This is a genomic window from Candidatus Leptovillus gracilis (assembly GCA_016716065.1).
In the GTDB taxonomy this organism is placed as follows: domain Bacteria; phylum Chloroflexota; class Anaerolineae; order Promineifilales; family Promineifilaceae; genus Leptovillus; species Leptovillus gracilis.
In genome coordinates this window covers 303,595-329,923 of record JADJXA010000005.1, presented here as the reverse complement: position 1 = coordinate 329,923, position 26,329 = coordinate 303,595, and the positions used below count along the sequence as shown (strand labels likewise).

26 protein-coding genes are annotated in these 26,329 nt (G+C 58.7%); 19 read left to right on the top strand and 7 right to left on the bottom strand.

What is annotated here, in order from left to right; all coding sequences use genetic code 11:
• The first annotated feature begins 31 nt into the window (after positions 1 to 31).
• From IPM39_16100 to IPM39_16035, 14 genes are all read left to right on the top strand, one after another.
• Positions 32 to 451 (top strand): MaoC family dehydratase, encoded by a 420-nt coding sequence (locus tag IPM39_16100; GenBank protein MBK8987573.1) that lies wholly within the window; start codon positions 32 to 34, stop codon positions 449 to 451.
• Positions 448 to 1,239: an enoyl-CoA hydratase/isomerase family protein gene (locus tag IPM39_16095; protein MBK8987572.1), complete on the top strand. Its 792-nt coding sequence runs from the start codon at positions 448 to 450 to the stop codon at positions 1,237 to 1,239. The genes IPM39_16100 and IPM39_16095 overlap by 4 nt, the downstream gene beginning before the upstream one ends.
• 60 nt (positions 1,240 to 1,299) lie before the next feature.
• Positions 1,300 to 1,713, top strand: a complete 414-nt coding sequence (locus tag IPM39_16090) for a phosphate acetyltransferase (protein MBK8987571.1) — start codon at positions 1,300 to 1,302, stop codon at positions 1,711 to 1,713.
• 63 nt (positions 1,714 to 1,776) lie between these two features.
• Positions 1,777 to 2,658 (top strand): ABC transporter substrate-binding protein, encoded by an 882-nt coding sequence (locus IPM39_16085; GenBank protein ID MBK8987570.1) that lies wholly within the window; start codon positions 1,777 to 1,779, stop codon positions 2,656 to 2,658.
• Positions 2,589 to 4,421, top strand: coding sequence for an ABC transporter substrate-binding protein (locus IPM39_16080; GenBank protein ID MBK8987569.1), 1,833 nt, complete (start codon positions 2,589 to 2,591; stop codon positions 4,419 to 4,421). The genes IPM39_16085 and IPM39_16080 overlap by 70 nt, the downstream gene beginning before the upstream one ends.
• Before the next feature lie 84 nt (positions 4,422 to 4,505).
• On the top strand, positions 4,506 to 5,267 hold the full coding sequence (locus IPM39_16075) for an ABC transporter ATP-binding protein (protein MBK8987568.1): 762 nt from the start codon (positions 4,506 to 4,508) through the stop codon (positions 5,265 to 5,267).
• A gap of 85 nt (positions 5,268 to 5,352) precedes the next feature.
• Positions 5,353 to 6,057 (top strand): ABC transporter ATP-binding protein, encoded by a 705-nt coding sequence (locus IPM39_16070; protein ID MBK8987567.1) that lies wholly within the window; start codon positions 5,353 to 5,355, stop codon positions 6,055 to 6,057.
• Positions 6,058 to 6,180: 123 nt separating this feature from the next.
• The gene (locus IPM39_16065; GenBank protein ID MBK8987566.1) at positions 6,181 to 7,743 is read left to right on the top strand and encodes a hypothetical protein; all 1,563 of its coding nucleotides are present in this window, start codon (positions 6,181 to 6,183) and stop codon (positions 7,741 to 7,743) included.
• Between the two features lie 67 nt (positions 7,744 to 7,810).
• Positions 7,811 to 8,905: a branched-chain amino acid ABC transporter permease gene (locus tag IPM39_16060; GenBank protein MBK8987565.1), complete on the top strand. Its 1,095-nt coding sequence runs from the start codon at positions 7,811 to 7,813 to the stop codon at positions 8,903 to 8,905.
• Positions 8,906 to 9,274: 369 nt separating this feature from the next.
• Positions 9,275 to 9,955, top strand: a complete 681-nt coding sequence (locus IPM39_16055) for a metal-dependent transcriptional regulator (protein MBK8987564.1) — start codon at positions 9,275 to 9,277, stop codon at positions 9,953 to 9,955.
• On the top strand, positions 9,939 to 10,217 hold the full coding sequence (locus IPM39_16050) for a ferrous iron transport protein A (protein ID MBK8987563.1): 279 nt from the start codon (positions 9,939 to 9,941) through the stop codon (positions 10,215 to 10,217). Before IPM39_16055 ends, IPM39_16050 begins: the two co-directional genes overlap by 17 nt.
• Before the next feature lie 119 nt (positions 10,218 to 10,336).
• Entirely contained in the window at positions 10,337 to 10,852 is a 516-nt protein-coding gene (locus tag IPM39_16045) for a 50S ribosome-binding GTPase (protein MBK8987562.1), read from the top strand.
• Positions 10,839 to 12,563 (top strand): ferrous iron transport protein B, encoded by a 1,725-nt coding sequence (gene feoB, locus IPM39_16040; protein MBK8987561.1) that lies wholly within the window; start codon positions 10,839 to 10,841, stop codon positions 12,561 to 12,563. The genes IPM39_16045 and feoB overlap by 14 nt, the downstream gene beginning before the upstream one ends.
• A gap of 47 nt (positions 12,564 to 12,610) precedes the next feature.
• Positions 12,611 to 13,300, top strand: coding sequence for a class I SAM-dependent methyltransferase (locus IPM39_16035; GenBank protein ID MBK8987560.1), 690 nt, complete (start codon positions 12,611 to 12,613; stop codon positions 13,298 to 13,300).
• Positions 13,301 to 13,339: 39 nt separating this feature from the next.
• Here the strand turns inward: IPM39_16035 and IPM39_16030 are convergent, their stop codons facing one another.
• From IPM39_16030 to IPM39_16020, 3 genes are all read right to left on the bottom strand, one after another.
• On the bottom strand, positions 13,340 to 14,479 hold the full coding sequence (locus IPM39_16030) for a response regulator (GenBank protein MBK8987559.1): 1,140 nt from the start codon (positions 14,477 to 14,479) through the stop codon (positions 13,340 to 13,342).
• A 335-nt stretch (positions 14,480 to 14,814) separates the two neighbouring features.
• Complete coding sequence (locus tag IPM39_16025; GenBank protein MBK8987558.1) at positions 14,815 to 16,740, bottom strand: peptide ABC transporter substrate-binding protein; 1,926 nt, start codon at positions 16,738 to 16,740, stop codon at positions 14,815 to 14,817.
• 16 nt (positions 16,741 to 16,756) lie between these two features.
• Positions 16,757 to 17,551: a DUF4157 domain-containing protein gene (locus IPM39_16020; GenBank protein ID MBK8987557.1), complete on the bottom strand. Its 795-nt coding sequence runs from the start codon at positions 17,549 to 17,551 to the stop codon at positions 16,757 to 16,759.
• A gap of 294 nt (positions 17,552 to 17,845) precedes the next feature.
• Here IPM39_16020 and IPM39_16015 point away from each other — a divergent pair, with 294 nt between their 5' ends.
• Positions 17,846 to 18,316 carry a hypothetical protein gene (locus IPM39_16015; GenBank protein ID MBK8987556.1) on the top strand — a complete coding sequence of 157 codons (471 nt, stop codon included), beginning with the start codon at positions 17,846 to 17,848 and terminating at the stop codon, positions 18,314 to 18,316.
• Positions 18,317 to 18,366: 50 nt separating this feature from the next.
• On the opposite strand, the gene IPM39_16010 is transcribed toward IPM39_16015, so the two are convergent.
• From IPM39_16010 to IPM39_15995, 4 genes are all read right to left on the bottom strand, one after another.
• On the bottom strand, positions 18,367 to 18,891 hold the full coding sequence (locus IPM39_16010; protein ID MBK8987555.1) for a methylated-DNA--[protein]-cysteine S-methyltransferase: 525 nt from the start codon (positions 18,889 to 18,891) through the stop codon (positions 18,367 to 18,369).
• A gap of 132 nt (positions 18,892 to 19,023) precedes the next feature.
• The gene (locus IPM39_16005) at positions 19,024 to 19,695 is read right to left on the bottom strand and encodes a TrmH family RNA methyltransferase (GenBank protein MBK8987554.1); all 672 of its coding nucleotides are present in this window, start codon (positions 19,693 to 19,695) and stop codon (positions 19,024 to 19,026) included.
• On the bottom strand, positions 19,692 to 20,267 hold the full coding sequence (locus IPM39_16000) for a pyridoxamine 5'-phosphate oxidase family protein (GenBank protein ID MBK8987553.1): 576 nt from the start codon (positions 20,265 to 20,267) through the stop codon (positions 19,692 to 19,694). The genes IPM39_16005 and IPM39_16000 overlap by 4 nt, the downstream gene beginning before the upstream one ends.
• Positions 20,257 to 21,105, bottom strand: a complete 849-nt coding sequence (locus IPM39_15995) for an alpha/beta hydrolase (GenBank protein ID MBK8987552.1) — start codon at positions 21,103 to 21,105, stop codon at positions 20,257 to 20,259. The genes IPM39_16000 and IPM39_15995 overlap by 11 nt, the downstream gene beginning before the upstream one ends.
• A 227-nt stretch (positions 21,106 to 21,332) precedes the next feature.
• Between IPM39_15995 and IPM39_15990 the strand changes: the two genes are divergently transcribed.
• From IPM39_15990 to murJ, 4 genes are all read left to right on the top strand, one after another.
• Positions 21,333 to 21,761: an RNA-binding protein gene (locus IPM39_15990; protein MBK8987551.1), complete on the top strand. Its 429-nt coding sequence runs from the start codon at positions 21,333 to 21,335 to the stop codon at positions 21,759 to 21,761.
• Between the two features lie 108 nt (positions 21,762 to 21,869).
• Positions 21,870 to 22,469: a pyridoxamine 5'-phosphate oxidase gene (gene pdxH / locus IPM39_15985; protein MBK8987550.1), complete on the top strand. Its 600-nt coding sequence runs from the start codon at positions 21,870 to 21,872 to the stop codon at positions 22,467 to 22,469.
• A 31-nt stretch (positions 22,470 to 22,500) separates the two neighbouring features.
• Entirely contained in the window at positions 22,501 to 24,462 is a 1,962-nt protein-coding gene (locus tag IPM39_15980; protein MBK8987549.1) for a fructose-1,6-bisphosphatase, read from the top strand.
• 217 nt (positions 24,463 to 24,679) lie between these two features.
• Entirely contained in the window at positions 24,680 to 26,272 is a 1,593-nt protein-coding gene (gene murJ / locus IPM39_15975; GenBank protein ID MBK8987548.1) for a murein biosynthesis integral membrane protein MurJ, read from the top strand.
• The last annotated feature ends 57 nt before the right edge of the window (positions 26,273 to 26,329 follow it).

The window sequence follows — 26,329 nt, the reverse complement described above, 5'->3', positions numbered from 1 at the left end:
TTATTATTGAGAATGTGGTGGATAGCAAGTCATGAAATTTGCTGTTGGACAAAGTTTTAAGAGTGCCCGCACCTTTTTGCAGGGCGAGTATGATGAATTTGCCCGGCTGAGTGGGGATAACAACCCGATTCATGTGGACCCGGCGTTTGCGGCGCAGACGCGCTTTGGGCGCACGGTGTCGCATGGGATGCTGCTGTATGGCCTGATTTGCGGCGTGTTAAGCCGCCATTTTCCCGGCGCGGTGCAGCTTGAGCAGCGCTTCACCTTCCCCGCGCCCACCTACGCCGACGAGGCGATGACCATCAATCTGACCATCACCGAACTGCTGCCGGACGAACAGCTTCGCCTGACGACGACCATCGCCAACCCACAAGGGCTGTTGACGTGTGACGGCGAAACCGTCATCCGTGTACCGTATTCCGAAATCCAAAATCGAAAATCCGAATTATGAACGATTTAGTTTTACGCGAGACAACCGGCCCGGTGGCGATTCTGACGTTGAATCGGACGCAGCGGCATAACAGCCTGGTTCCTGTTTTTTTGGAGGAACTGCTGGATGAGATCACGGCCGTTGCCCACACCCCCTCTGCCCGCGCCCTCATCATCCAGGCCAACGGCCGTTCCTTCTCCACCGGCGGCGATGCGTTGGGCTTTGTGGAACACGAACACATGATCGCCGATTACACCCTGGACGTTATTGGCTTGCTTAATCGCGCGATTCTGGCGCTGTTAGATTTGCCGATACCGGTGATTACGGCCGTGCAAGGCATTGTCACCGGCGGTTCCATCGGGCTGGTATTGGCCGCCGACGTGGTGCTGGTGACGCCGGAAGCCAGCTTCACCCCTTATTACAGCGTTGTTGGCCCCAGCCCGGATGGTGGCTGGACAGCGCTGCTGCCGCAGATGATTGGACGGCAGCGGGCGTCTGAAGTGCTGTTTGCCAATGCCACGATTGATGCGGCAACGGCCGTAACCTGGGGCCTTGCCAATCGCCTGGTTCCCGCCGACCAACTGCGCGCAACTGCGTTAGCCATCGCCCTGGACATCGCCGCCAAAAAGCAAGGCAGCATCCGCCGCACCAAACACCTGCTCAACTGCGACCGCGACGACATCGCCCGCCGCCTGGAAGCCGAGCGCCAGCAGTTCGTGCAAGAAGTTGTCTACGGCGAGGCGATGGAAGGCTTCCGCGCGTTTGTGGAAGAGCTGCGGCGGAAGCGCAACGTAGTTAGCGAGAGCTAGAGCGAGAGCGAGAGGATTTTCCCCTCTAGCTCTAGCTCTAGCTCTCGCTTCCGAGGATGTATGAAAGGACTAACCATCGGCCAATCGGCCAGCACGACGAGAACCTTTTCGCCCGACGATGTGGCGGCTTATCGCCGGTTGACGGGCGATGCGGGGCTGCAATTTGGTGGGGTGGCGGCCACGGCCGTGCCTGGCCCCTTGCTTGCGGGTATGATTTCTGATCTACTCGGCACGCGGCTGCCGGGGCGCGGCACGAACTGGCTGAAGCAGCAATTAAGCTATCCGGCGGTGGCAGACGTGGGGGAGGTGGTAACGGCCGTTGTCACCATCACCCGCCTGCGCCCCGAAAAAGATCTGGTCAACCTGCGTACGGCCTGCACCAATCAGGCCGGTACGGTTGTCTGTGAGGGGGAAGCCCTGGTCTACGTGAGAGACCTGGAAACGAGCGAGAGTATGGAGGAACTTATGGCATGATGTTGGTAATGAACAATTCACAATCCGAAATCCCAAATCAAAAATTCTTTGGAGGAAAGACACATGTTAAAACGTCGTAATTTGCTGTTTACCCTGTTATCCCTGTTAATCGTGTTGATGTTGGCCCTGGCCGCTTGCGGCGGTGGTGAGACGACCGAAACAGCCCCCGAAGCCACTGAAGCTCCGGCCGGAGAAGTCGTTGAAGAACCGACGGCTGCCCCCGTCGAAGAACCGTCGGAAGAAGTCGCCGAAGAGCCGGCCGAGGAAATGGCTGGCCTGACTTGCGCCGAACCGGTCAAAGTTGGCCTTATCACCGATCAGACTGGCTCGCTCGCTATCTACGGCGCGCATGTCATGCGCGGCTTCCCGCTGGGCATGGAATACGCCACCGGCAGCGAAGCGACCGACAACGGCGCGTACACCAGCTACACGCTGGACGGCTGCGAATTCCAGGTCTTCATTCGTGACGACCAGAGTACGCCAGACATCACGGCCACCGTCGCTCGCGAACTCATCGAGGTCGAAGGCGTAGACATCCTGGTCGGCACGGTTAGCTCCGGCGCGACCGCCACCCTGCAAGAGCTGGCCCGCGAAAACCAGATTCCGTTGATCGTAGCCCCGGCTGCCGCCAACGACATCACCGGCGTGGCTTTCAACGAATACACCTTCCGCACCAGCCGCAACAATTACCAGGACGCCGTCAACATCTGCGAATATCTGGTAGACCAATACAGCACCTTCGTGCAGATCGCCCCCGACTACTCCTTCGGCTACGGCGGCGCGGCGGCCTTCCGCGACGCCTGCACCCTGTTCGGCGGTGAATTCGTCGCCGACGACATCTTCACCCCTGCCGACACCACCGAGTTCACCCCTACATGGAACAAATCCTCAACTCCGGCGCTGAAGCCTTCCTGGTCACCTGGGCCGGCGGCTTTGTGCCGATGATGCAGGCCGCTTCCGAACTGGGTGTGATAGATGAAATGGCGATGGCTTCCGGCTTCGTAGACAACGTGGTCATGCCCGTCTTCTTCGCCAACGCCATCGGCAATACCAGCGGCATCCTGTATCATTACACCGCGCCCGACAATGACGTGAACGATTGGCTGGTGGAACAGACCAAAGCCCGCTTTGGCGTGCCGCCGGACCTGTTCGACGCCGACGCCATGAACGCAGCCATCTTGTTGGTAGAAGCAGTGAAGGCCACCAACGGCGACGCCAGCGCCCCGGCCCTGATTGGGGCGATGGAGGGCATGGAATTTTCCGGGCCAAAAGGTTCGATTTATATCCGCCCCGAAGACCACGTTGCCATTCAGGACATGTACATTGTCACCCTGACCAATGTAGATGATCCAGAATTCAAGTTCTTTGACCTGGTAGAGACCAACCGGCCCAATGTGCCCTGCCTGCTGCCAGAAGCGCTGCAAGACCGCTGCGGCAGTTTGCCGATTGGCGCGTTAGGCGATATATCCGAGACGGAAGCGCCGGCCGAGGTGGAAGAGGTGGGTACGGCCGTTTGTACCGAACCGGTCAAAATCGGCCTCATCACCGACACTTCCGGCGCACTGGCTATTTACGGCGCGCACATTATGCGCAGCTTCCCGCTGGGCCTGGAATACGCCAGCGGCACAGCGGCCGAAGTTGTCTCAGCCAACCAATGGAACTTCCAACTGGACGACTGCCCCATCGAAGTGTATGTGCGCGATGACCAGAGCAATCCTGAAAACACCGCCACCGTCGCCCGTGAACTCATCGAGGTCGAAGGCGTAGACATCCTGGTGGGCACGGTTAGCTCCGGCGCGACGGCCACCTTGCAAGAACTGGCCCGCGAAAACCAGATTCCCTTAATCGTTGCCCCGGCTGCCGCCAACGACATCACCGGCGTCGCCTTCAACGAATACACCTTCCGCACCAGCCGCAACAACTACCAGGACGCCGTCAACATCTGCGAATATCTGGTAGACCAATACAGCACCTTCGTGCAGATCGCCCCCGACTACTCCTTCGGCTACGGCGGCGCGGCGGCCTTCCGCGACGCCTGCACCCTGTTTGGCGGTGAATTTGTCGCCGACGACATCTTTGCCCCGGCCGACACCACCGAGTTCACCCCCTACATGGAGCAAATCCTCAACTCCGGCGCTGAAGCCTTCCTGGTCACCTGGGCCGGCGGCGGCTTTGTGCCGATGATGCAGGCCGCTTCCGAACTGGGTGTGATAGATGAAATGGCAATGGCTTCCGGCTTCGTAGACAACGTGGTCATGCCCGTCTTCTTCGCCAACGCCATCGGCAATACCAGCGGCATCCTGTATCATTACACCGCGCCCGACAACGAAATCAACGACTGGTTGGTCGCCAAAACCACGGAACTTTACAGCGTACCGCCGGATCTGTTTGACGCCGACGCCATGAACGCGGCGCTGCTCATCGCCAACGTTCTGCGCGCCACTGGCGGCGATGTCCGCGCTGACGTCCTCATCGCAGCGATGGAAGGGTTGGAGTTTGCCGGGCCAAAGGGCCTGATCTATATCCGCCCGGAAGACCACGTGGCTATCCAGGACATGTACATCGTTACCCTGACCAACGTGGACGACCCGGAATTCCGCTTCTTTGACCTGGTGGAAACCAATCGTCCCGACGTGCCCTGCCTGCTGCCGGAAGCACTGCAAGATCGCTGCGGCGACCTGCCCATCGGCAGCCTGAGCGGCGAGTAAAACGTAAACCCTAATCCATGAACCGTAATCCGTGAACTGTAACAATCGGCTCACGGATTACGGAACACGGAACGCGGAGCAATTATGGCTAACGACATCATTCTGGAAACGCGCAACCTGCGCCGCGAATTTGGCGCGTTGGTGGCCGTGGCCGACGTGAGTATGCAGGTGAAAACAGGTTCGTTTCATTCGGTGATTGGGCCGAATGGGGCGGGCAAAACGACGTTTTTTAACCTGCTCAGCGGCAACCTGAAGCCGACGGCCGGTCAGGTTTTTTTCAAAGGCGAAGACATTACCCGGCTGCCGGTGCATCAGACTATTCATAAGGGAATCGGCCGTTCGTTCCAGATCACCAACATCTTTCCTAACCTGACAGTGCTGGAAAATATTCGTCTGGCCTGCCAATCGTTGGGTCACGATAATTTCAAGCTGTTCCGTTCGCACCGCGCCTTTCAGCAGTATGAAGAGCGCGCCTGGGAAGTGCTGGGGCAGGTTGGCCTGAGCGAACGCGCCCTGACGCCGGCGCGCACCCTACCCCATGGCGACCAGCGGAAGCTGGAACTGGGCATGATTCTGGCTCCAGACCCGGAAATGCTGCTGTTGGACGAACCAACGGCTGGCATGGCCTCCGAGCAAGTGCCGGGACTGATGGCCCTGATCCGCGACATTCAGGCGGCCGGCCGTAAAACCATCATGCTCGTCGAACACAATATGAACGTCGTCATGAACGTCTCCGACACCATTACTGTGATGCACTACGGCGAAGTCCTGGCCGAAGGCTCCCCGGCCGATATTTCGGCCAACGAGACGGTGCAGAAGGCGTATTTGGGCGCGCTTTATCAGTAAGCAGTATTCAGTGTTCAGTATTCAGTTGTGCAAAGACTGAACACAAACGCTGAACACTGGACACTGAACACTGGACACTATAACCATGACAAATCTACTCGAAGTCCAAAATATCCATACCTTCATCGGGCAGTTCCACATTTTGGAAGGGGTGTCCGTGGCTGTGTCCCAGGGCAGCATTACGGTGCTGTTGGGGCGTAACGGGGCGGGCAAAACCACCACGCTCAAATCGGTCATCGGCCTGACGCCGCCCAGTGAAGGCCAAATTTTGTTTGAGGGCCAGCCAATTCAGGGGCGACGCAGCTTTGACATTGCGGCGATGGGTATTGGCTTTGTGCCGGAACACCGCGCCATCTTCCGTGATTTGAGCGTGGCCGAGAATTTGAAGATCGCCGAGCGGCAGAAGGGGGACCTGGCGCGTAAGGAAGAGCTGATTTTTGGTCTGTTTCCCGATTTGAAGCGGCTGATCAAACTGCCGGGCACGAATCTGTCTGGCGGGCAGCAGCAAATGTTGGCTGTCGCGCGGGCGATGGTTCCCGACAACAAACTGCTGCTGATTGACGAACCGAGCGAAGGGTTGGCCCCGGTCATCATCGAACAGATGATTGAGGCGATCCAGAAATTGTCCGCCAATACGACAGTGCTGTTGGTGGAGCAAAATTTCGTCGTTGCCAGCAAGCTGGCAGAGCGTTATGTCATTATTGAAGAAGGGCAGTCGGTGAAGCAGGGCTTGATGGCCGACCTGGTGAATGATACAGAGACGATCCATCGCTATTTGGGAGCAGCGTAGGAGCGTTAGCCGTTAACCGTGAGCCGTTAACCATAATCCGTAATCCGTTAATCGTTAATCGGAGAACAGGGAACATGGTTTATGGAACACGGAACACGGAATACGGAACACGGAATACAAACTATGGCTGAGAGGTTGAAGAAAAATCGGACGCGCTTGATTGTGCTGGCGGCATTGGCTTTTTTGTTTGTGTCGGCGTCGCAGGGTATGGAGACGGGGGATTGGGTGATCACCGTGCTGCGCGGGTTGGCGGTAGGGGCGATTACATTCCTGGTGGCCGCCGGCTTTTCGCTGATTTTGGGGCTGATGGATGTATTGAACCTGGCCCATGGCGAGATGTTTATGTTGGGGGCGTATATTGGCTGGACGGTATATGTGCGACCGGATACGTTTGTGGATGGTGTAACGCCGCTGGCGCTGATCGCCGCCGGGCTGGTGACGATGCCGCTGTTGGAAGTGGTGTTGGGCCGCCGCCGGTTGCCGGGAACGGCCGTCAAAATCTGGCCGTGGGTTGCTCTGGCGCTGGCATTGGTGCTGTTGTTTGTCACTGTGTCGCAGTGGCCGCTGGCGAAGTGGAATGCTGGCGCATTTGCCGAAAGCCCATCTACGTTTTCGCTGGCGATGGATCAGGGGCGGCGACAGATTCCGGCCCCGGCTGTGGCCGAGGGGCTGCCGCCGCTGCTGCTGATGGTGGGTATTTTGCTGGGCGGGGCGTTGTTGGCGGCGGCGATTGTGGGGCTGCGACAGATGAAGGAAACGGCCGTTCCCTCCTCTTACATCTCTAAAACCCCCCTCATCATCGCCGGAACATTCTTGCTTGTGGGCCTGGCCTTCTTTTTCGCCAACGACGTGCTAACCAACTGGCTCTACGGCCTGAACACCACTGCCACCTTTGCTGTGGCGATTGTCGTCGCCACGTTGAGCGGCGCGACGGTGGGAGGGCTGATAGAGAGTACGATGATACGGCCGTTATACGACCGCCCCATCTACCAGATCATGCTCACCCTGGGCATCAGCTTCATCACCATCGAGGCCGTGCGGGCGGTTTGGGGGCGACCAGAGTTCTCTATGCCCAAACCGGCGCTGTTTGCCGGTACAGGCGAAGGCTGCGGCGCTGCCGTCACAGACCTGGCCGAGCGGCTGGCTAATAACTGCGCCACGATATTTTTGTTTAACGGCCGTATCCGCACCTACAACGAAATCTTCATCATCCTCATGGGCCTCATCGTGCTGGTGGGCGTGTGGCTGCTGCTCCAGCGCACCCGCCTGGGCATGATCATCCGCGCCGGCGTGCAAGACAGCCAGATGGTCGAAGCGCTGGGCATCAACGTGCGCCAGGTCTTCACGATGGTCTTTGCCCTGGGTGTGGCGTTGGCGGCGTTGGGCGGCGTGCTGGCTGCCCCCTCCATGGGCCTCTCTAACGCCATGGGCGGCCAATTTTTGCTGCTGGCGCTCATCGCCCTGGCCATTGGCGGCCTGACGAGCTATCCGGGCGCGGCGGCCGGCGCGGTGCTGGTGGGCCTGCTGCAGCAGTTCATCATCAAATACGGCCAGATCGGCATCAATCTGCCCTTCCTGGCCGAACCGTTTAAGCCATCGCCGCCGCTGGTCCCCGCCTCGACGGTGCTGCTGATGGTGATCATTTTGCTGCTGCTGCCGCAGGGGTTGTTTGGACGAGAGGATTAGGAGCCATAAGCCGTAATCCGTAATCCGTTTAGACGGAATACGGAACACGGAATACGGAACACGTACTATGCAATCAACTATTTCACCTACAAACGCCCGGCAAACCGGCCTGGCATACTGGTTCAAGAACAACTGGGGCGTGCTGGCTGTTTTTGGGGCCATGCTGTTATTCCCCTTTATTGTGGCGGCGCTAGACGGCCGTCCACCTGCCAGCGTCATCAACAATGAAACCGGCAGCGCCAAATTCATGCAAGGGCTGATGATCGAGGTCTTCATCCTGGCGATTTACGCCATCAGCTACGACCTGATCCTGGGCATTACCGGGCTGCTTTCTTTTGGACACGCCATGTTCTTTGCTGTCGGCGCGTATCTTACCGGCATCGCCTTCAAAAATTTCCAATGGGACATCGGCCAGACCATTCTGGCTGTCTTTATCGCCGGGATTGTGCAGGCGCTGTTGTTTGGTCTGGTGCTGCCGCGCGTCAAGGGCATCACCTTTGCCCTGGTAACGCTGGGCTTTGCCTCGGTGTTTGAAATTGTGGTCAAGTCCAACGAGATGGTCGCCTACACCGGGGCCGACGTGGGCTTGCAGGGCGTCATTGTCCCCGCCTGGCTGAACACATCCAATGAGCGTTTTAACCTATACCTCATTGTGTTGGTATTCACTCTGTTTGTTTACCTGGTCTATCGGCGCTTTGTAGATTCCCCCACCGGTCGAGTGTGCATTGCTACCCGCGAAAACGAAGGCCGGGCGTTGATGTTGGGGTACAACACCTTCTATTTTAAGCTGATGGCGCTGACTGTTTCTTCGATCACGGCCGCTTTTGCCGGCTTCTTCCACACCATCCACCAACCCATCGTCAGCCCATCGGTGGCCAGCTTGGGGTGGACGGTGGCTGCCCTGCTGGTTATTCTCATCGGCGGCATTGGCACGTTAAGCGGGGCGTTGGTGGGGGCGATGGTTTTTCGGCTGTTGCAGTTTTACCTGGACCGCTGGTTTGGCGAAAATTCCAGCTTCTTGCTGGGTTTGATTTATGTGCTGCTGGTGATGTTTGTGCCGTTTGGCATTGTGGGAACCTGGCAGGCGCGCAAGTTACAGATTCAGGCAGGGCGGGATAAACTGCTGCGGCTCTTTGGCCTGAAACGTTCACCTGCCCCATAGACATGGCGGCGGACAGAAGGGTAACGGCCGTCTAACGGCCGTTACCCGTTTTTTCCTTATCGCCCATTGCCATGCCCTATGGCCCATGGCCCATGAGTTCATGGGGCCAAAACAATCACCCCAGCAACGCTTCGGCTCAACAAGCCAGAACCCAACCATTCTCTGCGCCTCTGCATTGAATCCTTAGATGAACCCTGGTTAACTTTCAATTGATCCAGTCCTTAATGACAATTGTCCACCGCTCGTCTGACAAATGTCATTGCCGCAGGTTGGCCTGTGTCGTAAGATAAGGCTGTCCTTAAAACTAAGGTTTAAGGCAAACCTTATAATCACAGACCTGTCAGGTCTGTCGAACGAACACACGGGCAGATGAAACACGAATCCTTTAACGAAAGCGTGGAAATGTATTTAAAAACGGCCAGCGAGTTGGCTGTGGCGGGTGAACTGGCGCCTATTTCGGCGTTGGCCGAGCGGTTGGGCGTCTCCACCGTCTCGGCGACAGAGATGGTCCATCGCCTGGGCCAGAAGGGGCTGCTGGACCACACGCCCTACAAAGGCGTGGCGCTGACCGAAGACGGCCGTCGCCGCGCCCAGCGGGTTATCCGGCGGCATCGGTTGTGGGAATGTTTCCTGGTAGACCACCTGAACCTGCCCTGGGAAAAGGTGCATGATTATGCCTGCCGGTTGGAACATGCCACGGATACGGCCGTTACCGAAGCCCTGTCCACCTTTCTCAATCATCCGCAAACCTGCCCCCATGGCAACCCCATCCCCAACGCCGCTGGCGATGTCGCTGCCAGCAGCGACAGCCCGCTGAGCGATTTGCAGCCCGGCGACCAACGCGCCATCAGCCGCATATACCCCGAAAGTTTGCTGCTGCTGGATTACCTGGCCGGACGTGGCATTGTACCCGGCCAGACCATCGAGTTTGAAGAAATCGCCCCATTTAACGGCCCGTTGATGATCAAAATCGGCCGCGAAACCCACGCCCTGGGGCAAGAAATTGCCGCCCATATTTTTACGGAGCCTGTCCATGACCCATCTAACTGACCTGTTTCACCCGGCCATCACCCCCCATCCCCATTCGACTACTGTGCCCTTGTCGTTGGCTGCCGCCAACCACAAACTGCGTTTGGTCGAAATTCACGCCGGTCATCAACTCACCCATCGGCTGGCGGAACTGGGCATCACGCGCGGCGTGGAACTGGAAGTGGTGCAAGACGCTGGCGGCCCGCTGCTCATCTCTGTGCGCGGTTCGCGCATCGCCATGGGGCGCGGCATGGCCCACAAACTGCTGGTGGCCCCGGTGTGATTGTGGATTTCGGATTTCGGATTTCGGATTGAAGCCCCCACAAAGATTTTCGTTTCTCGCATAGTTCAGGCAGCTTTACGCATCTGGGAAATCTACAGCGAAAGTACCGACAAAGGATTATGAAACAATTGCTCATCGCTCTGGCCGGGAACCCAAATGCCGGCAAGAGCACAATTTTCAACGCGCTTACCGGCTCTAATCAGCATGTCGGCAACTGGCCGGGCAAGACGGTGGCGAAGAAAGAAGGCAGCTTCCAGATAGGCGACCTGACGGTGACGGTGGTAGATTTGCCGGGCGCGTACAGCCTGACGGCCTACTCGCCGGAGGAGGTGATCGCCCGCGACTTTATTTTGCAGGCACGGCCGTCTCTTGTCGTCGCTGTCGTGGACGCGACCAACCTGGAACGCAATCTGTATCTGACGGTGCAAATTTTGGAACTGGGCGCGCCGGTCATTATCGTCCTGAACATGACAGACCGGGCCGCCGAACGTGGCATCGTCATAGATACGGCGCGGTTGAGCCGTGAACTGGGCGCGCCGGTGATGCGCGCCAGCGCCAGCCAGGGTGAAGGTCTGGATGAACTGCGGGCTTTGATCGCCCGCGCTGCCGAGGAAAACAACCATGCCACCATTTGAAGCAACTGCCGTTACCGCCGTGGTAGATTACGGCCGTAAACTGGAACCGGCCATCCGCGCCATCGAGGCCGATGTGGCCGCCTACCCCGCCATCCAGCAGCAGTATCCGGCCCGCTGGCTGGCGATTAAACTGCTGGAACAAGACCGCGATATACAAACCAGCCTGCTGACCATCGAAGGGGGTCCGGCGCTGCTGACCAAAGCGCAGCTTGCTTACGCCCGGCTGGCCGCCGATTACGGCGAAGAGATAGACGTACTCATCGCCGACCGCCGCTACACCTTCATCCACGAACTGGTGGGCCGCGTGATGCAAAAACCGCCCGAAGAACTTTCACTCACGGACAAGATTGACCGCGTTGTCACCCACCGCGTCACCGGCGTGCCCATTTTTCTGGCAGTGATGTGGGTGGTATTTAAGTTAACGGCCGTCGTCTCTGCCCCACTGCTCGATTGGGTAGATGGCGTCATCGGCGGCCCCATCACGCGCTGGGCGTTGGCCTTGTTGGGCAGTCTCAGCCTCAGCGAGACCTGGCTAGAAGGGTTGGTAGTGGATGGCGTGATCGCCGGGGTAGGCGGCGTGCTGGTCTTTGTGCCGGTGCTGATGTTCCTCTACGTCTCCCTGGCAGTGCTGGAAGACAGCGGCTACATGGCCCGCGCCGCCTTCGTGATGGACGGGCTGATGAACCGCATCGGCCTACAAGGCAAGAGCTTTTTGCCGATGATGGTCGGTTTTGGCTGCACCGTGCCGGCCATTTACGCCACGCGCACCCTGGAAAACGAAAAGGACCGCATCCTGACCGGTCTGTTGGTCCCGTTTATGAGCTGTGGCGCGCGGCTGCCGGTATACGTGCTGTTTTCAACAGTGTTTTTTGCCCAGTATGCCGGGGCGGTGGTTTTTGGCATGTATGTATTGGGCATTGTAACGGCCGTTCTCCTCGTTCTTATCCTGCGCAAAACACTTTTTGAAGACAAAGAACAAACCGCTCTGCTGATGGAACTGCCGCCTTACCGCCGTCCCAACTGGCGCACCGTCTGGTCGCACACCTGGGAACGCACCCGCTCCTTCATTCAAAATGCCTGGTCGCTCATTCTGGTTACCAGCGTCATCCTCTGGCTGTTGATGGCGATTCCCGTGGGCGCCGACGCCGGTTCCTTCGCCGACGCCGACCTGGAGCAAAGCTTGTTTGCCCGCGCGGCCGGCGTTCTCAGCCCGGCGCTGGCGCCGTTGGGCTTTGGCACCTGGGAAGCCAGCGGCGCGCTGCTCACCGGCTTTGTGGCCAAGGAAGTGGTGATCAGCACCTTTGCCCAGGTGTATGGCGTGCAGAGTGTGGACGAAGCAGCCGAACCCACCACCTTCCTGCAAGACGTGGGCGAGATTGTTGGCAGCCTGGGAACGGCCGTGCTGGACACCATCAAAGCCATCCCTCTCATCGTCGGCATAGACCTGAGCGATGGCGCGGAAGAGGATCTGTCCGGCGGCCTGCGCCAGGCAGTCTACGACGGTTTCAACGCCTCCAGCGGCGGGCACGGCGCCCTGGCCGGGTTGGCCTTCATGGTCTTCGTGCTGATCTATACGCCCTGCATGGTCGCTGTCGCCGCCGAGCGGCAGGAATTGGGCGCCAAGTGGATGTGGCGCAGCGTCATCGGCCAACTGGTATTGGCCTGGCTGATGGCCCTGGTCGTTTTCCAGGGTGGCATGTTGCTACAGTAGGTCGTAAACTATTTATATCAACCGCCCGCAACCCTTTATCCTGACTCATGACATTACTTTGGATGCTTTTCGGTCTGGTTTTATTGGCGGCGCTGGGGGCGCTGGCTTATTGGCTGGTCGTCATTACCGAGGGGGTTTACCTGGGACGGCGAGCGGTGGTATGGATGTATGACCTGACAGCCGATAAATACGACGGCATCAAGCAGTTTGAGGCCGACGCGGAACGGTTGTTTGTGGTACGGCCGTATCTCCACCACCTGCCCCATCATCCCGCCCCCATGCTGCTAGACGTAGCCGCCGGGACGGGGCGTGTGTCCTATTTCTTGCTGGAGGAGCCGACGTTTCACGGCCGTATCATCTCCCTGGAGCCTTCACGCAAGATGTTAGCCATTGCCAACGACAAACTGCGGCCTTACGGCCGTCGCGCCGGATTGGTCGGGGCAACGGCCGTGCCGCTGCCCTTTGCCGACAACACCTTCCACGGCGTCACCTGCCTGGAAGCGCTGGAATTTTTCCCCTCCGACACGGCTGCCCTGCATGAGATGACGCGCGTTTTGCAGCCTGGCGGCAGCCTGTTGGTGACACGGCGGCGCGGCTGGGAAGCGCAAACCTTCGTCGGCCGTTACCGGGACGTGGACCAATTCGAGGCGCTGCTGGCTGATATGGGTTTGACGGAAATTGAAACCTTGCCCTGGCAGGTGGATTATGACCAGGTGTTTGCGCGGAAGCCCGCGTAGCGGCTCATTGGACGCAAAAAACTGTTTCAGCGCGAGTCGTTATTGACCGTTGAACATATCATCCCAGAAGGCGTCCAGGTCAGCAGCCTCGTGGTCTGCGGGGGGGTCTTCGCCGAAGAGGTTTTCCAGTTCGGAGGTGTCCAAGATCAGGTGTTGGGTATTGACGGCCGTATCCTGTTCCGCGTCGGCCTGGGCGTCTAACATCGCCTGCATCATCGCCACGATCTCGTCGTTTTGCACCAGGGCGGGTGGGGGTTCCTGTTTCTTGGGTGGCGGCGCTGTTTTGGTCGGTTGGGTGGGTTTGACGGTTGGCGGAGCAGCAGTCAAGGCGACAGCGGCGGCAGCAGCAGAAGCGGCCGGCGCTGCGCCCCCGGATGCCAATAAATCTACCAGGTCTTTGATAGCCCGCTGCGTAAAGACCCAAATCGTGCCAATGCGCCCACGCCGTAACTGCACATCGAAGAAAATTGCCAGAAAATACTCCAGGCCGACGTTGGCGCAATATAACTCTATGGTTTCCCCGGCGTAATATTGAATGGTGTGGGGCATTTCGCCATCCAGATGTTGGCTGAGGGCAAAACTTTGTTTGATGGTCTGCCCCAGAGCCAGCGCCAGTTTGTCAAAATCCAGCCGCCGGTTGGTCGCCGACTCAAAGACAATACGGCCGTCAGTGGTCGCCAGCAGCAAACCGGTGGCCCCGGTGTCGGCGCGTAAGGTTTGCAGCCGTTTGCTCACGCTGTCCGAGACGGCCGTTCGCCCAGGCCGCTCGTTTGCTCTGGCAGCAGTTGGCGGCGGCGTCACCGGCTCGCCATACAGCGCCAGGTGTACCGCCAACAAGACGGCGTCGGTATCCAATGGTTTGGAAAAATAACGCAGCACACCCAGGCTGTGCGCCTCCTTCTGCCCTTCAGAAGAAGAATAGGCGGTGATCATGATGACCGGTATGTCGCGGTTTAATTTTTGAATGCGCCGCACCAGATCAAAACCGCTCATACCTGGCAGCCGCACATCGGTGATCACCAGGTCGAACGGCGTCCGGCGCAGTTCCAGCAGCCCTTCTTCGGCCGAGGGCACGGCCAATACCTCGCATGCTTCGCCAGACAGCTCCAGCAGCGAGCGCAGCAGTTCCAACATTTCAAAATGGTCATCTACTACCAATACTTTTTTGACGTCTGCCATAGCTTATAACTCTACTACAAACCAGTTTGTTGTGTCGCGGAATAGATGGCTATCCAGAAAACTCTTTTCCGGCGGTTGTAGGGCGATTTTCCCAATCGCCCAGTGAACGATTGGGAAAATCGTTCTACAAATTGCGCGAAGATTTCTCTGGACACCTGTAACAACCACAATCTATCCATCAGGCTGTTAGGCGAATTCCGAGAAATAATCGAGTGAAAATTCGATATATTTCGGAATTCGCTTGAGGCATTTTCGCATTGAAGGCTTATCTATTATTCCGAAAATGCCTTAACGACACGAATCTACAGGCTATTATAAGATTTTCACCTGTTCGGTCAATTTTCCCGGCTGTTGCCCAAATCCAGCGCAAACAAGTTCCATAATTCAGAGTCCTGGGTGGGGTCAAGGTTGAAGTTGCGCACGCCAGGCCGGATGACGGCCAGTTTTAGCCGCATGAACAGGGGGATCATGGGCAAATTTTCGGCCAGAAGGCGCTGCGTCTCCTGAAAATTTTCTTCGTAGCCGGGCATTCCCGGCAGCAGCGCGCGTGTTTTGCGGCAGGCATCGTCGAACTGGGGCAGCCACCAGCCGGTGTTGTTGAGCGCATCCCAACTGCCATAAGGCGCGCCGGTTTGAGGATTGATACGGCCGTCTGGCCCGGTAATCTCCCACGACGCAAACAGGTGGCACATGGTCGGCTCGCCCACTGGCCAGGCAATCTGCCCGGCGTCGAACCGGCGGCCAAATAATGGGCTTTCTTCGCCGGCGGCGTACCAACTGCCCACCGGCACAAAGCTGATCTCAGCGTCCACGCCGCAGGCGCGCCAATCGGCCTGAATCATGGCGGCCAGGGATTGGTTGATGGCAAATTCGGTGGTGGTGGTATAGGTGATGCGAAAGGGTTGGCCTGTTTGTGGGTCTTCGCGTAGGCCATCCTCATTGGCGTCACGGTAGCCGGCGGCGTCTAGCAGGGCGGCGCCGGTGGCCGGATCGTAGGGCCAGCGGGCGATTTCGGCGCTGTAGAGCGGGTGGAGGGAGGGAATCTGGCTGTGCATCACTTCGGAACGGCCGTAAAACAACTCGTCCACCATCGCCTGCCGGTTCAGACACAGGGCCAATCCCTGCCGCACCCGCGCATCTTCAAACCAGTCGGGTCGCCCCAAACCGTCGCCATAATTACCCCAGGAATGAATGCCCAGGGTAATGGCTTCATACACCGTGCCAATTTGGAAGACCGGCGTTAGCAGCCCTCCGGACTCGGCTTCCAGAAACAACGAAGCCTGGCTCAGGTTCACGCCTTCTTGGGTGACAATATCGCAGGCCCCGGTCAGGGCTTCGGCCAGACGCCGGTCGGCGTCTGGCAAAAAGCGGAAGGTCACGCTGTCCAGATGGGGCAGTCCCTCGACGGCGCGGTAATAAAACGGGTTGGGTTCCAGGCGCAGGTATTGGCCTTGTATCCAGTCTACCACCTGAAATGGCCCATCACCCAAGGGGAAGCGGTGGGCAACATCGGCCGTTAGCAGTTCGGCAGGGGTGTATTGCTGCCAGGCGTGGCGCGGCAGCGGCCCCCAGAAGTTGGTGAAGTAGGTGGCGTCGTCGAAGCCGGGCAGCCCGACCCAGCGGACGCTGGTCTCGTCTACGGCCGTATAGCTGGCGGTGCGTTCAATCTTGTTTTTCGGCGCGGGGGTGATGGGATGGGCCGCCAGCTCGAAGCTGTAGACAGAATCGGCGGCCGTGACCGGCACGCCATCGGCCCACACGCGCGCTTTCAGGCTGAAATCGGCCGTCAATTGGGCCATCACCAGCGGCGCGCCGGCGAACACGGCCGTTTCCCCATCCGCCAGCCGCACCCGCGCGCCCATCGCCAGCACAATCACCGCGCCATCGGCGTCTACCACCCTGTCGCCTGCTTTCACCGTCACCTGCTGCCGGATGGCGTCGCCGTCGGCCAGGTTGGGCAGTTTTACCAACCCCTGCGGCTGATGGGCGAAGGAAAGATGGGTGTAATCGTTTTCGTAGATGCCATGCAGCACCGATTTTTCAACGCGGGCGGCACGGCCGTAACGGTACAGCGTTTCTGGCTCACGCGGCAGGCAGACCACCAGGTCTTTGCTGCCGGTATAAGTGGCTTCTGGTTGGATGACGGCCGTTGCCGGTTCGGTGGCAATTTCCGGGCGCGGCACGGGCGTCACTGTTTCCGGTTCAATTTCTACCGGCACACGACAGGCGGCCAACAGCACGGCCGTCAGCAACAGCGCCAAGAAAGAACAACGCCAACTACAGTTTACCGGCGCGTACCTGGACCATAAACGGTTCATAAGCAGTCACATCAGAACCTTTTGCGCGTAAATCGAAATAATCTTGGGTGATTTGCGCTTGCTGCTCCCGGTTGAAATGGCAAAATTGCCTACCGGCGGCACAGGCGCTGTCTAACCCGGCAACTCCACCGTAATTGTAACAATCTCGCCGCGTCTTGATAAGCGCATAAATGGCTTCGCCCAGGTAGCGCGTGCCCACGCGCTCATACTGGTAAACGTGCGTCAACTCATGCACCACAAGAGGCAAATTGGCCCGCCTATGACGGCCGTGTCGCGGCAGATTGATGGTGCGCCAGGTGGCGAAGGCCAGGCTGCCATTGTGTTTAAATACCAGGTCCAACAAACCGCCTTCGGCCACGCGCACGTCGCTAAAACGCAGCGCCTCCGGCCCCAATACGCCGGCAATCAGGCCAATTTCCGCGCCGGTCAATGGTGTGGTGGGGGTGAATAGGTGCATGAAAAACTGGGCGATTTCCGGCCCGCCCAGCAGATCGAACGTGTGGGCGACCAGGCAGTGCAGGCCACCGGCCACCTGGCCCATTTTTTGCCGACGCCAGACGGCCGTTTGTCCCATGCGCCAGGCCTGCCGCCACTCTGGCAGCAGAAAAACCAGCCCCCGTGCGCCGCCCCACACGGTTTGCAGCAGTCGGCTCAACCGGATGGGCATATCACGCACCAGGTTGATGGGCCACAGCGTCAGGTCATGGAGCCGTTCAGCCAGCCAATGGGTGACGGCCGTTGCGTTGTGCATCATGCGTCTGCTCTTGGGCAGCCTGCTGCCAGGGGATAAAGAATTCATTCACAACCAATAATGGTTATCAACTCAGAGAACCGCCACGAATTATAGCAGAGCGCCAGACGGGTTGCCTTCCCGATTATGGGCGTATTTCATTGGGTGCGCTTCATTTCAGCGGCCAGGCGCTTGTTTTGCTGGTTGAAATAATAGAACACATGTGCTAAACTTGTCTGGTAATACAAGTTGGAAGAACAAAAAGCGCCAAACTTCCCTTATTCGGGCGTCCTGACTTTTTCCGACATGGAGGTAGCAATGACAAGGCTCATCTTCTCTGGCGCAGCCGGACTGCACATCCCTTCGCCCCACGTCTTGCGGTTTCTGGATCGGCAGGTTGATTTTGTGGCTTATGAGGTAGCCGGATTTGGACCCGACGTGCTTTTGCTGGATTATCGGGAAAGCCAGCAGGCAGCCCGTGGACGGCCCGGCGCGATTCTGCCACTGTTGGCGGCGGGGTTTGAACGGCCGTCACACCTGGAAATCTGGGAATTTGGCCCGCAGCACACCCAAATCGAGCTGCACGACACCATCCAGACCAAAGCCCCCTGGCGTCTGTCGTTAACAGACGCCCAGGGCAGGACCCGGCCTGATCACCGGGCATTTTACCAGCGCTTACCGGCATCGCCGGCCGAAACAGGCGGGACGCTCATCACCCTGGCGCGACAGCAGCGAGAGCCGGCCACGCCACGAAATCGTGTTCAGTATTCAGTGACCAGTTTTCAGTAAGCGCGGCTTCTGATAACCACGCACTGAATACCGAACACTGAACGCTGTTCCTAGAGCAGCCACGCGCCTTCCAGCCGCAGCAGCCACGCTTTGGTTTCCAGCCCACCGGGACCGCCGTAGCCGTGCAAACGGCCGTCGCTGCCTAGCACGCGATGGCAGGGAATAATCACCGGCATAGGGTTGGTGGCGTTGGCCCGGCCGACGGCGCGCACCGCCTGGGGTTGGCCGATACGCCCGGCCACATCGGCGTAGGTTAGATATTGGCCGTAGGGGATGGCCGCCACGGCGCGCAGGGCGGTTTGCTGGAATGGCGTCATGACCGCCCAGTTGATGGGCACGTTGAAGGTTTGCCGACGGCCGTGCCAATATTCGTCTAACTGGTCCAAAACGGCCGTTGTCTGGGCCACATCATACAGCGGCGCGCGCCCGGTCAGCCGCACCACTTCCGCTTCGATGCGCTCTCGCTCCGGCCATAAACTGACAGCCACCAGACCGGCCGAGGAAACGGCCGTCCACACTGTCCGAAATCGCTCATGCGGCCGTTCGCCGATCCAGGTGATAAAGTCGTTGATCATAGGGTTGTTCTCCAGGTGTTGCGGGTGGTTAGCTAGTAGCCGTAAACCGAAGTCCGTATGCCGTTTTCCGTTAGCATTTGCCAGAGGTCGCGCCACTACGGAATACGGATTACGGATTACCGAATACGGTGTTTAACCAACCAGCCAACCCAAACCAACACTATGCGTCAGGTGGTAGGCGGCGATGGCAAAGGCGGAGGCAACGTTGAGCGAATGTTTAACGCCGTGCATGGGGATGTAGAGAACCTTATCGCAAAGGACCAAAATTTCGGGGTCTACGCCAGCAATTTCGTTGCCGACGATGAGCAGGATGGGGGTTTGCGGCGGCACAACTGCTGCCCACAGCGGTGCGGCGTCTGGCGCGCCTTCTAACGCCCATAACAAATAACCACGCTGCTGCAGGGCAACGGCCGTTTCCAACCCATTATTCCAGCGCGTCCAACCCACCGCCTGTTCCGCGCCCAACGCTGTCTTGGTCACTTTGGGATGGTCCGGCGGCGGGGTGATGCCACCCAGGTGCAAGTGGCGCAGCCCGGCCCCATCGGCCGTGCGCAGCATGGAGCCGACGTTATAGATGCTGCGAATGTTGTCCAGCAGCGCCTCGACATGACGTTGAACCGGCGCAGCCGACGGTGGCGCCGCGCTGGTATAGATGGCGACCAACCTGGCAGCCGCGCCGCAAGCGGGACAGCGTTCACCGGTTACGCGTTTATCTGTTAGCGGAAAACGGAAACGGCAGGCATCATTGGCGCATTGGCGCAGTTGAAAGGGCGGGATGGCCGGAGGCGAAGAATCTGGCGTCATCCCATTTTGCCAGTCGCCGATTCATACGCATATGCCCCCGGAAAATCGGCGGCGACCTCTTTCTTTTTGCCGCTCCAGCTTTCGATGTTCAGGCGGAAAACGGCCGTGCGCTTCAACTCCTCGGCCACCGGCGGGCGATAATCCTGACCCGGCGTCAGGTGCGGCGCGTATTTGTCCAGCAGCCGCTGCAGCCCATAAGTCGCCTCGGCTTCGTCGCTGACGAGAACGGCCGTGCCAAACAGCACCACGCTGGCATATTCCACGCTAAATTCCAGAGCCACCGCGGCCGGCAGCAGCCGCCCCATCTCCGTGACGGTGAAACAGAAACGGCCGTTATCGGCCACGTTGGTTGGCGTGCGCCCGGTTTTGGCGGTGTGCATGTACACCACATGGGCGGCCTCGTCATAGACAAACAGATTGCTGTTGATGAAGGGCTGGCCGTCGTGCTGTGTCGCCAGGTAGCCTATGGGGGCGCGGTGCAGCAGGGCGCGCAGCCAGGTTTCATCGCTCACCGCCCGGTCCTGGCGGCGCACATGGTTAAGGGGCGGCGTGGGGAATTCTTCACTCATCATGCAAAAAAGCGCGTAACTCTGGCAGGACCAACTCCGGCCGCTGTTCCGGGAACCAATGGGTGACATCCGGCAGGACGATGCAGCGGCAGTCGGGGCGGCGCTGCAATTCCACCTCGAAGGCTTCAGTGGTGGCAATGCGGTCTATCTGGCTGCGCATGAACAAAACGGGGAAGGGGAAATTGAGAAACGGCCGTTCCCAGCCCGCGCCTAACAGATAAAACGGCAGGCGCAGCGGCCACAGCCAGCCTTCCCAATAATGGTACGTGTCGCGCCACACCTCGGCGGCGCTGTCGGACTGATAGCCGGCGGCGCGGGTCAGGAGGAACGCCAGCAGATTTTGCAACGGCCGTAACCGTGTCGTATACGGCGCAATATAAATTACCTGATACAACCAGGTGAACGCCCGCAGCCCATGCTCCGCCAGATCATAACGCAGCCACGCGCCCACCGAAAAGCTGACCAGCTTCTCAAACGCCACCTGTCCGCGGCGGCGGCGCGCATAACGCCAGGTGGCCGTCGCTCCCAGATCATGGACAATGGGAATGATTTGTCCCGTCGGGCTGCTGGTGATCACCTCGGTAAAGGCGGCGGCCAGTTCATCGTCCAGCACGCCCCGGCGCACGTCACGCCAGGATGGGATCGGCTCCGGGCGTGTTTGGCGATTGGGGAAGGCAAAGGTGTAAATAGCCCGGCCGGCCAACCACGGCCGTTCCCGTTCTGCCGGGGCCGTATACGCCCGCCACATCTCCGGTGAATCGGGGAACCCGTGAACAAAAACCACCGGACTACGTGTTTCCTGCTCCGGTCGGAATAGACATTCCAGGTGACAATAAGCCATAGACATACTCTATAATGCAGACAATTTGGTCTTTTTTGACCCTTGTCACGCTTCCAACCCAAAATTTGCAACGGAAGCGAACAGGATTTTAGCATCATTTGATGATTTAGTGGACAAATCAAAAAAATATCGTTATCCTTAACTCGTTCGTTGGTTATTTTTTACCCAGGTTTGCGCAGCCATTGGTTGTGTTTCAGACTGGACCTTAATTTGGAGAGAGTATCACCTTGGCAAAGAAAGTTTACGTAGGGAATTTGTCGTTCTCGGCCACAGAAGAAGATGTTCGTGACCTGTTTTCGGAATATGGTGAGGTTGAATCAGTCGCCATGATTAACGACCGGGATACCGGCCGTTTTCGTGGTTTCTGCTTCGTCGAGATGGCCCCTTCTGCGGCTGATGCAGCGATTGCTGCTTTAGACGGCAAAGAGATTGGTGGCCGTAATTTGCGCGTCAACGAAGCGCGCCCCCGTGAAGAACGCAGCGGTGGCGGCGGCAATCGTGGCGGCGACAGCCGTGGTGGTGGTGGTCGTAGTGACAGCCGTGGCGGTGGTGGTCGTAGTGACAGCCGTGGCGGTGGCGGTCGGAGTGACAGCGGTGGTGGTTACGGCCGTCGCAATGATTACTCGGACAGAGATAGTGGTGGCCGCCGTTGGTAAGTAATTAACGTCTGCGCAATCAGACGAATTACGCACACAAACACCTCGTAAACGGCCGTCTGGGAGCTAAGTTGGTTTCCTGGACGGCCGTTTTTTTGTCCCCTGGCCTTGTCAACAACTTCACCCGCCGCCGTTGATCCGCTGGCCTTGTTTGCTGCCTGGTACGACGAAGCGCAGAGCCACAATCTGCCGCAGCCCAATGCCATGGTGTTGTCCACCGTCTCGGCTGATGGCGAGGCATCGTCGCGGTTGATGCTGCTGCGTAGTTTTGACGCCACCGGTTTTGTCTTTTACACCGGCCTGGAAACGCAAAAAGCCCAAGACCTGGCGGCCCACCCACAGGCGGCGCTGCTGTTTCCCTGGCTGGCTTTGCGGCGGCAAGTGCGCATACAGGGAACGGCTGTGCCCCTACCCAGCGGCGATGTATGGCGTTATTTTGCCACCCGGCCGCGCAGCAGCCAGCTTGGCGCCTGGCTCACCCAGTCCGGCGGGGCCGTTTCGTCCCGCGCCGCGCTGCAAGACATGCTGGCCCAACTGAAACAGAGATTCCAGGCGGGCCAGATTCCGCTGCCAGGCGCCTGGGGCGGCTACCGCCTGGAACCGTATCGCTATGAGTTTTGGCAGGAACAGCCTGACCACATCCCAGACCGCATGGCATTTACCTGGCAGGCAGACGGCCATTGGCAGCGCCAACAGTTGATTCCATAATGGATAATCGGGAGTTGGGAGTTAAACAGACATGGACGTTTCCGCCGAAAAATTAGCCTACCTCACCTTATTGGCCCGGCAGTATCCCACCATCCGCGCCGCCTCCACGGAAATCATTGACCTCAGCGCCAAGTTGCAGCTCCCCAAAGGCACAGAACATTTCGTCTCCGACATTCACGGCGAATACGAAGCCTTCCTCCACGTCCTCAAAAATGGCTCCGGTTCCATCAAGCGGCGCATAGATGAATTATTCGTCTACGACCTGACCGAGCAGGAAAAACGAGACCTGGCGACGCTGATCTACTACCCGGAAAAAAAGCTGGCCCATATACTGGACAAAACTGGCAATCCCGATGCCTGGTATCGCATCACCCTCTTTCGCCTGATCCGCTTATGCCGCAACCTGGCCTCCAAATACACCCGCGCCGACGTGCGCGCCGCCCTGCCGGCCGGGTTTGCCAATATCATCGAAGAGCTGCTGCATGAGCAAGAAGGCAGCGACAATAAGTTAGATTATTACCGACGCATCATCGAAACCATCATCGCCATTGGGCAGGCCAATGACTTTATCGTCGCTTTGTCGGAATTGATTCAGCGGCTGGCGATTGCCCGCCTGCATGTCATCGGCGATGTGTATGATCGCGGCCCTGGGGCGCACATCATCATGGATACGCTGATGGCTTACCATGAGCTGGATATTCAATGGGGCAATCATGACATTGTGTGGATGGGGGCGGCGGCCGGCAGCGCGGCGTGCATCGCCAACGTCATTCGCACGGCGCTGCGTTATGCCAACATGGAGACGTTGGAGAATGGCTACGCCATCAGTATGCTGCCGTTGGCGACCTTTGCCATGGATATGTATGGCAGCGACCCGTGCCATCGTTTCCAGCCTAAAATTAGCGGCGAGGCGCAGTTTACCCACAACGAGATTCAGTTGATGGCAAAGATGCACAAGGCGATTGCCATCATTCAACTGAAGCTGGAGGCGCAAATTATTCAGCGACGGCCGCATTTTGAGATGCAAGACCGGCTGTTGTTGGACAAGATTGATGGCGAAACGGGCACGGCGCTGGTAGACGGCCGTAGCTACCCCTTGCTAGACACCCATTTCCCCACCGTGGACCCGGCCAACCCCTATGAGTTAACGCCCGACGAAGCCAATACCGTCGCCCGGCTGCAGCAATCCTTCGCCATCAGCGAAAAGTTGCAGCAGCATGTGCGTTTTCTCTTTTCGCGGGGGAGCATGTATCTGGTGTACAACGGCAATTTGCTCTACCACGGCTGCATCGCCATGGAAGAGGATGGTTCCTTTATGTCGGCGCGGGTTGGCGGGCAGGAATATGCCGGCCGGGCGTTTGTAGACCGCCTGGACCGGTTGGCGCGGCAGGGGTATTTCAGCGCCGACCCGGACGAAAAACGCTACGGCCAGGATGTGATGTGGTATCTGTGGAGCGGGGCCAAATCGCCCATTTTTGGCAAAAACAAAATGGCGACCTTTGAGCGATATTTCATCGCCGCTGAAAGCACGCACAAGGAAGAGAAGAATGCTTATTTTGCCTGGCGGGATCGGGAGGAAACGGCCGTTAGAATCCTACGCGAATTTGGGCTAGACCCGGACACAGCCCACATCATCAACGGCCACGTGCCGGTGCAGGTGCGCAAGGGGGAAAGCCCTATCAAAGCGGGTGGCAAGCTGTTGGTGATAGATGGCGGGCTGGCCAAGGCGTACCACAAAATCACCGGCATTGCCGGTTACACGCTCATCTTCAACTCCTACGGGCTGCTGTTGGCCTCCCACGAACCGTTTGAATCGCAGCAGTTGGCGATTGAAGAAGGGATTGATATGCAAACACAAACGGAAATCCTGGAACGCAACCGCCTGCGCATCCGCGTGAAGGACACCGACGAGGGGCGGCTGATTCAGCAGCGCATAGACAGCCTGAAAGAACTGCTGGGCGCGTACCGCACCGGCTTGATCAAAGAGGCGTGACCACCGTATCCCGTATCCCGTTTCCTGTACCCCGCCAGTATCCGTTCAGCCCTCTTACCCTCCCCCCAACCCTCTCCCAGAGGGAGAGGAAGCAAGTTCCCTCCCTCTTCGGGGGAGGTCCAGAGAGGGGGATGAACGCTTACCCCACCACTTATTGCCCCCCATCCACCCATCGGTTAGAATGCCCCTGATACAACAGTGAAGATCAGGACGCATTTTGCTAGAACCCACAGACAGAGCACTGGAAGAGCAGCCCATCCCCGACTCCATCCGTGAAGATGGCGGCGTGGTCAAGGCTGCGGCCATCCTGGCGGCTGGCAACGTGGTCAGCCGCATGTTGGGGTTGGTACGGGAAACGGTAAAAGCCAACGCTTTTGGCGCGTCTGGCCTGTTGGCCGCTTACGAAATCGCCGCTTACATCCCCATCAGCCTGTTCGATCTGATCATCGGCGGCATGGTCAACTCCTCCCTGGTCCCGGTGTTCAGCGATTATGCCAGCAAAGAGCGGCGCGATGAGCTGTGGCGCGTGTTGAGCATGGTACTCAGCGCGGCCACGCTGCTGCTGCTGTTGGTGGTAGGGGTGGTGGAACTGTTTACGCCGCAGATCGCCTGGTTGATTGGTGCGCGTAATTTTACCGATCCGGAGTTAACGGCCGTTTCCATCCGTCTCATGCGCCTGGCCACTCCGGCGGTGCTGTTTATGAGCCTGGCCAGCATCCTCAGCGGGGCGCTGTATGCCCTCAAACGCTTCGCTGTGCCCGCCTTCATCGGCGCCGTGCTGAATGGGGCCATTGTTGTGGCTGCCCTGCTGCGCCCCGACCATGTAGAAAGCCTGGTCTGGGGGCTGCTGATTGGCTCTTTCCTGCAAATTGTGCTGCAGCTGCCGGCGCTGCGCGACGCCCGGCTGCGCTGGCAGCTTAATCTGCGCCATCCGGCCATCCGCCGCATCCTCAAGCTCTACGCGCCCATCGTCGCCGGGCTGGTCATCACCCAAATCTCCATCGCCCTCAGCTACAACCTGGCGACGCGCACCGGCGACGACAGCGTGGCCTACATGCGCTACGCCACCACGCTGTTCCAATTTCCGTTGGGGCTGGTCGTCACGGCGCTGTCGGTGGCGATTTTGCCCACGCTTTCGCGTCAGGCGGAAAATCGCCTGGGCGATTTTAAGCACACCCTGTCCGATGGCTTGCGGCTGGTGATCACCCTGATTTTGCCGGCGACGGCCGGTTTGTATGCCCTGGCGCTGCCCATCGTGGCCCTGTTGTTCGAGCGAGGCGAATTTACGCCGGCCAACACACTCATTACGGCGCGGGTGCTGCAATTTTACCTCTTAGGGCTGCCCTTTGCGGCCATTGACCAGATGTTGGTCTTTGCCTCATATGCGCGCAAGGACACCCTGCGGCCGGCCCTGGTGGGGGTGGTGGCGATTGTGGTCTACTTGGGCACGGCCGTTGCCCTCATCCGCCCCCTCGGTTTATACAGCCTGATGGTCGCCGACGCCGTCAAACACATCGTCCATACGCTGATTATGGCCTGGCTGCTCAACCGCTCCTTGCGCGGTTTGCGCGGTTATGGCATCGCCACGGCCGCCGTAAAATCGTTGGGCGCGGCGCTGGTCACAGGTCTGGCGGCCTACGGCGCAATGACCCTGCTGCTGCCACGGCTGCCCATGACCAGTCTGCTGAATCACATTGTTCTGGTGCTGGCCGGCGGCCTGGCCGGGCTGGCTGGCTACACAGTCATGGTTTTCGCCCTGGACATTCAGATCGCCAAAGCCCTACCCTCCCTGCTTCGCCGGCGAAGCTGAAGCTGCCACTACCCACCATCAACTGTTCCTTATTTGCTGTTTTCAGGTAAAATGCGC

What these genes read in the sequence shown, in the direction of transcription:
- IPM39_16100 (MBK8987573.1), top strand. Translation starts at nt 32, where the DNA reads ATGAAATTTGCTGTTGGACAAAGTTTTAAGAGTGCCCGCACCTTTTTG.
- IPM39_16095 (MBK8987572.1), top strand. Translation starts at nt 448, where the DNA reads ATGAACGATTTAGTTTTACGCGAGACAACCGGCCCGGTGGCGATTCTG.
- IPM39_16090 (MBK8987571.1), top strand. Translation starts at nt 1,300, where the DNA reads ATGAAAGGACTAACCATCGGCCAATCGGCCAGCACGACGAGAACCTTT.
- IPM39_16085 (MBK8987570.1), top strand. Translation starts at nt 1,777, where the DNA reads ATGTTAAAACGTCGTAATTTGCTGTTTACCCTGTTATCCCTGTTAATC.
- IPM39_16080 (MBK8987569.1), top strand. Translation starts at nt 2,589, where the DNA reads ATGGAACAAATCCTCAACTCCGGCGCTGAAGCCTTCCTGGTCACCTGG.
- IPM39_16075 (MBK8987568.1), top strand. Translation starts at nt 4,506, where the DNA reads ATGGCTAACGACATCATTCTGGAAACGCGCAACCTGCGCCGCGAATTT.
- IPM39_16070 (MBK8987567.1), top strand. Translation starts at nt 5,353, where the DNA reads ATGACAAATCTACTCGAAGTCCAAAATATCCATACCTTCATCGGGCAG.
- IPM39_16065 (MBK8987566.1), top strand. Translation starts at nt 6,181, where the DNA reads ATGGCTGAGAGGTTGAAGAAAAATCGGACGCGCTTGATTGTGCTGGCG.
- IPM39_16060 (MBK8987565.1), top strand. Translation starts at nt 7,811, where the DNA reads ATGCAATCAACTATTTCACCTACAAACGCCCGGCAAACCGGCCTGGCA.
- IPM39_16055 (MBK8987564.1), top strand. Translation starts at nt 9,275, where the DNA reads ATGAAACACGAATCCTTTAACGAAAGCGTGGAAATGTATTTAAAAACG.
- IPM39_16050 (MBK8987563.1), top strand. Translation starts at nt 9,939, where the DNA reads ATGACCCATCTAACTGACCTGTTTCACCCGGCCATCACCCCCCATCCC.
- IPM39_16045 (MBK8987562.1), top strand. Translation starts at nt 10,337, where the DNA reads ATGAAACAATTGCTCATCGCTCTGGCCGGGAACCCAAATGCCGGCAAG.
- feoB (MBK8987561.1), top strand. Translation starts at nt 10,839, where the DNA reads ATGCCACCATTTGAAGCAACTGCCGTTACCGCCGTGGTAGATTACGGC.
- IPM39_16035 (MBK8987560.1), top strand. Translation starts at nt 12,611, where the DNA reads ATGACATTACTTTGGATGCTTTTCGGTCTGGTTTTATTGGCGGCGCTG.
- IPM39_16030 (MBK8987559.1), bottom strand. Translation starts at nt 14,479, where the DNA reads ATGGCAGACGTCAAAAAAGTATTGGTAGTAGATGACCATTTTGAAATG.
- IPM39_16020 (MBK8987557.1), bottom strand. Translation starts at nt 17,551, where the DNA reads ATGATGCACAACGCAACGGCCGTCACCCATTGGCTGGCTGAACGGCTC.
- IPM39_16015 (MBK8987556.1), top strand. Translation starts at nt 17,846, where the DNA reads ATGACAAGGCTCATCTTCTCTGGCGCAGCCGGACTGCACATCCCTTCG.
- IPM39_16010 (MBK8987555.1), bottom strand. Translation starts at nt 18,891, where the DNA reads ATGATCAACGACTTTATCACCTGGATCGGCGAACGGCCGCATGAGCGA.
- IPM39_16005 (MBK8987554.1), bottom strand. Translation starts at nt 19,695, where the DNA reads ATGACGCCAGATTCTTCGCCTCCGGCCATCCCGCCCTTTCAACTGCGC.
- IPM39_16000 (MBK8987553.1), bottom strand. Translation starts at nt 20,267, where the DNA reads ATGATGAGTGAAGAATTCCCCACGCCGCCCCTTAACCATGTGCGCCGC.
- IPM39_15995 (MBK8987552.1), bottom strand. Translation starts at nt 21,105, where the DNA reads ATGGCTTATTGTCACCTGGAATGTCTATTCCGACCGGAGCAGGAAACA.
- IPM39_15980 (MBK8987549.1), top strand. Translation starts at nt 22,501, where the DNA reads ATGGACGTTTCCGCCGAAAAATTAGCCTACCTCACCTTATTGGCCCGG.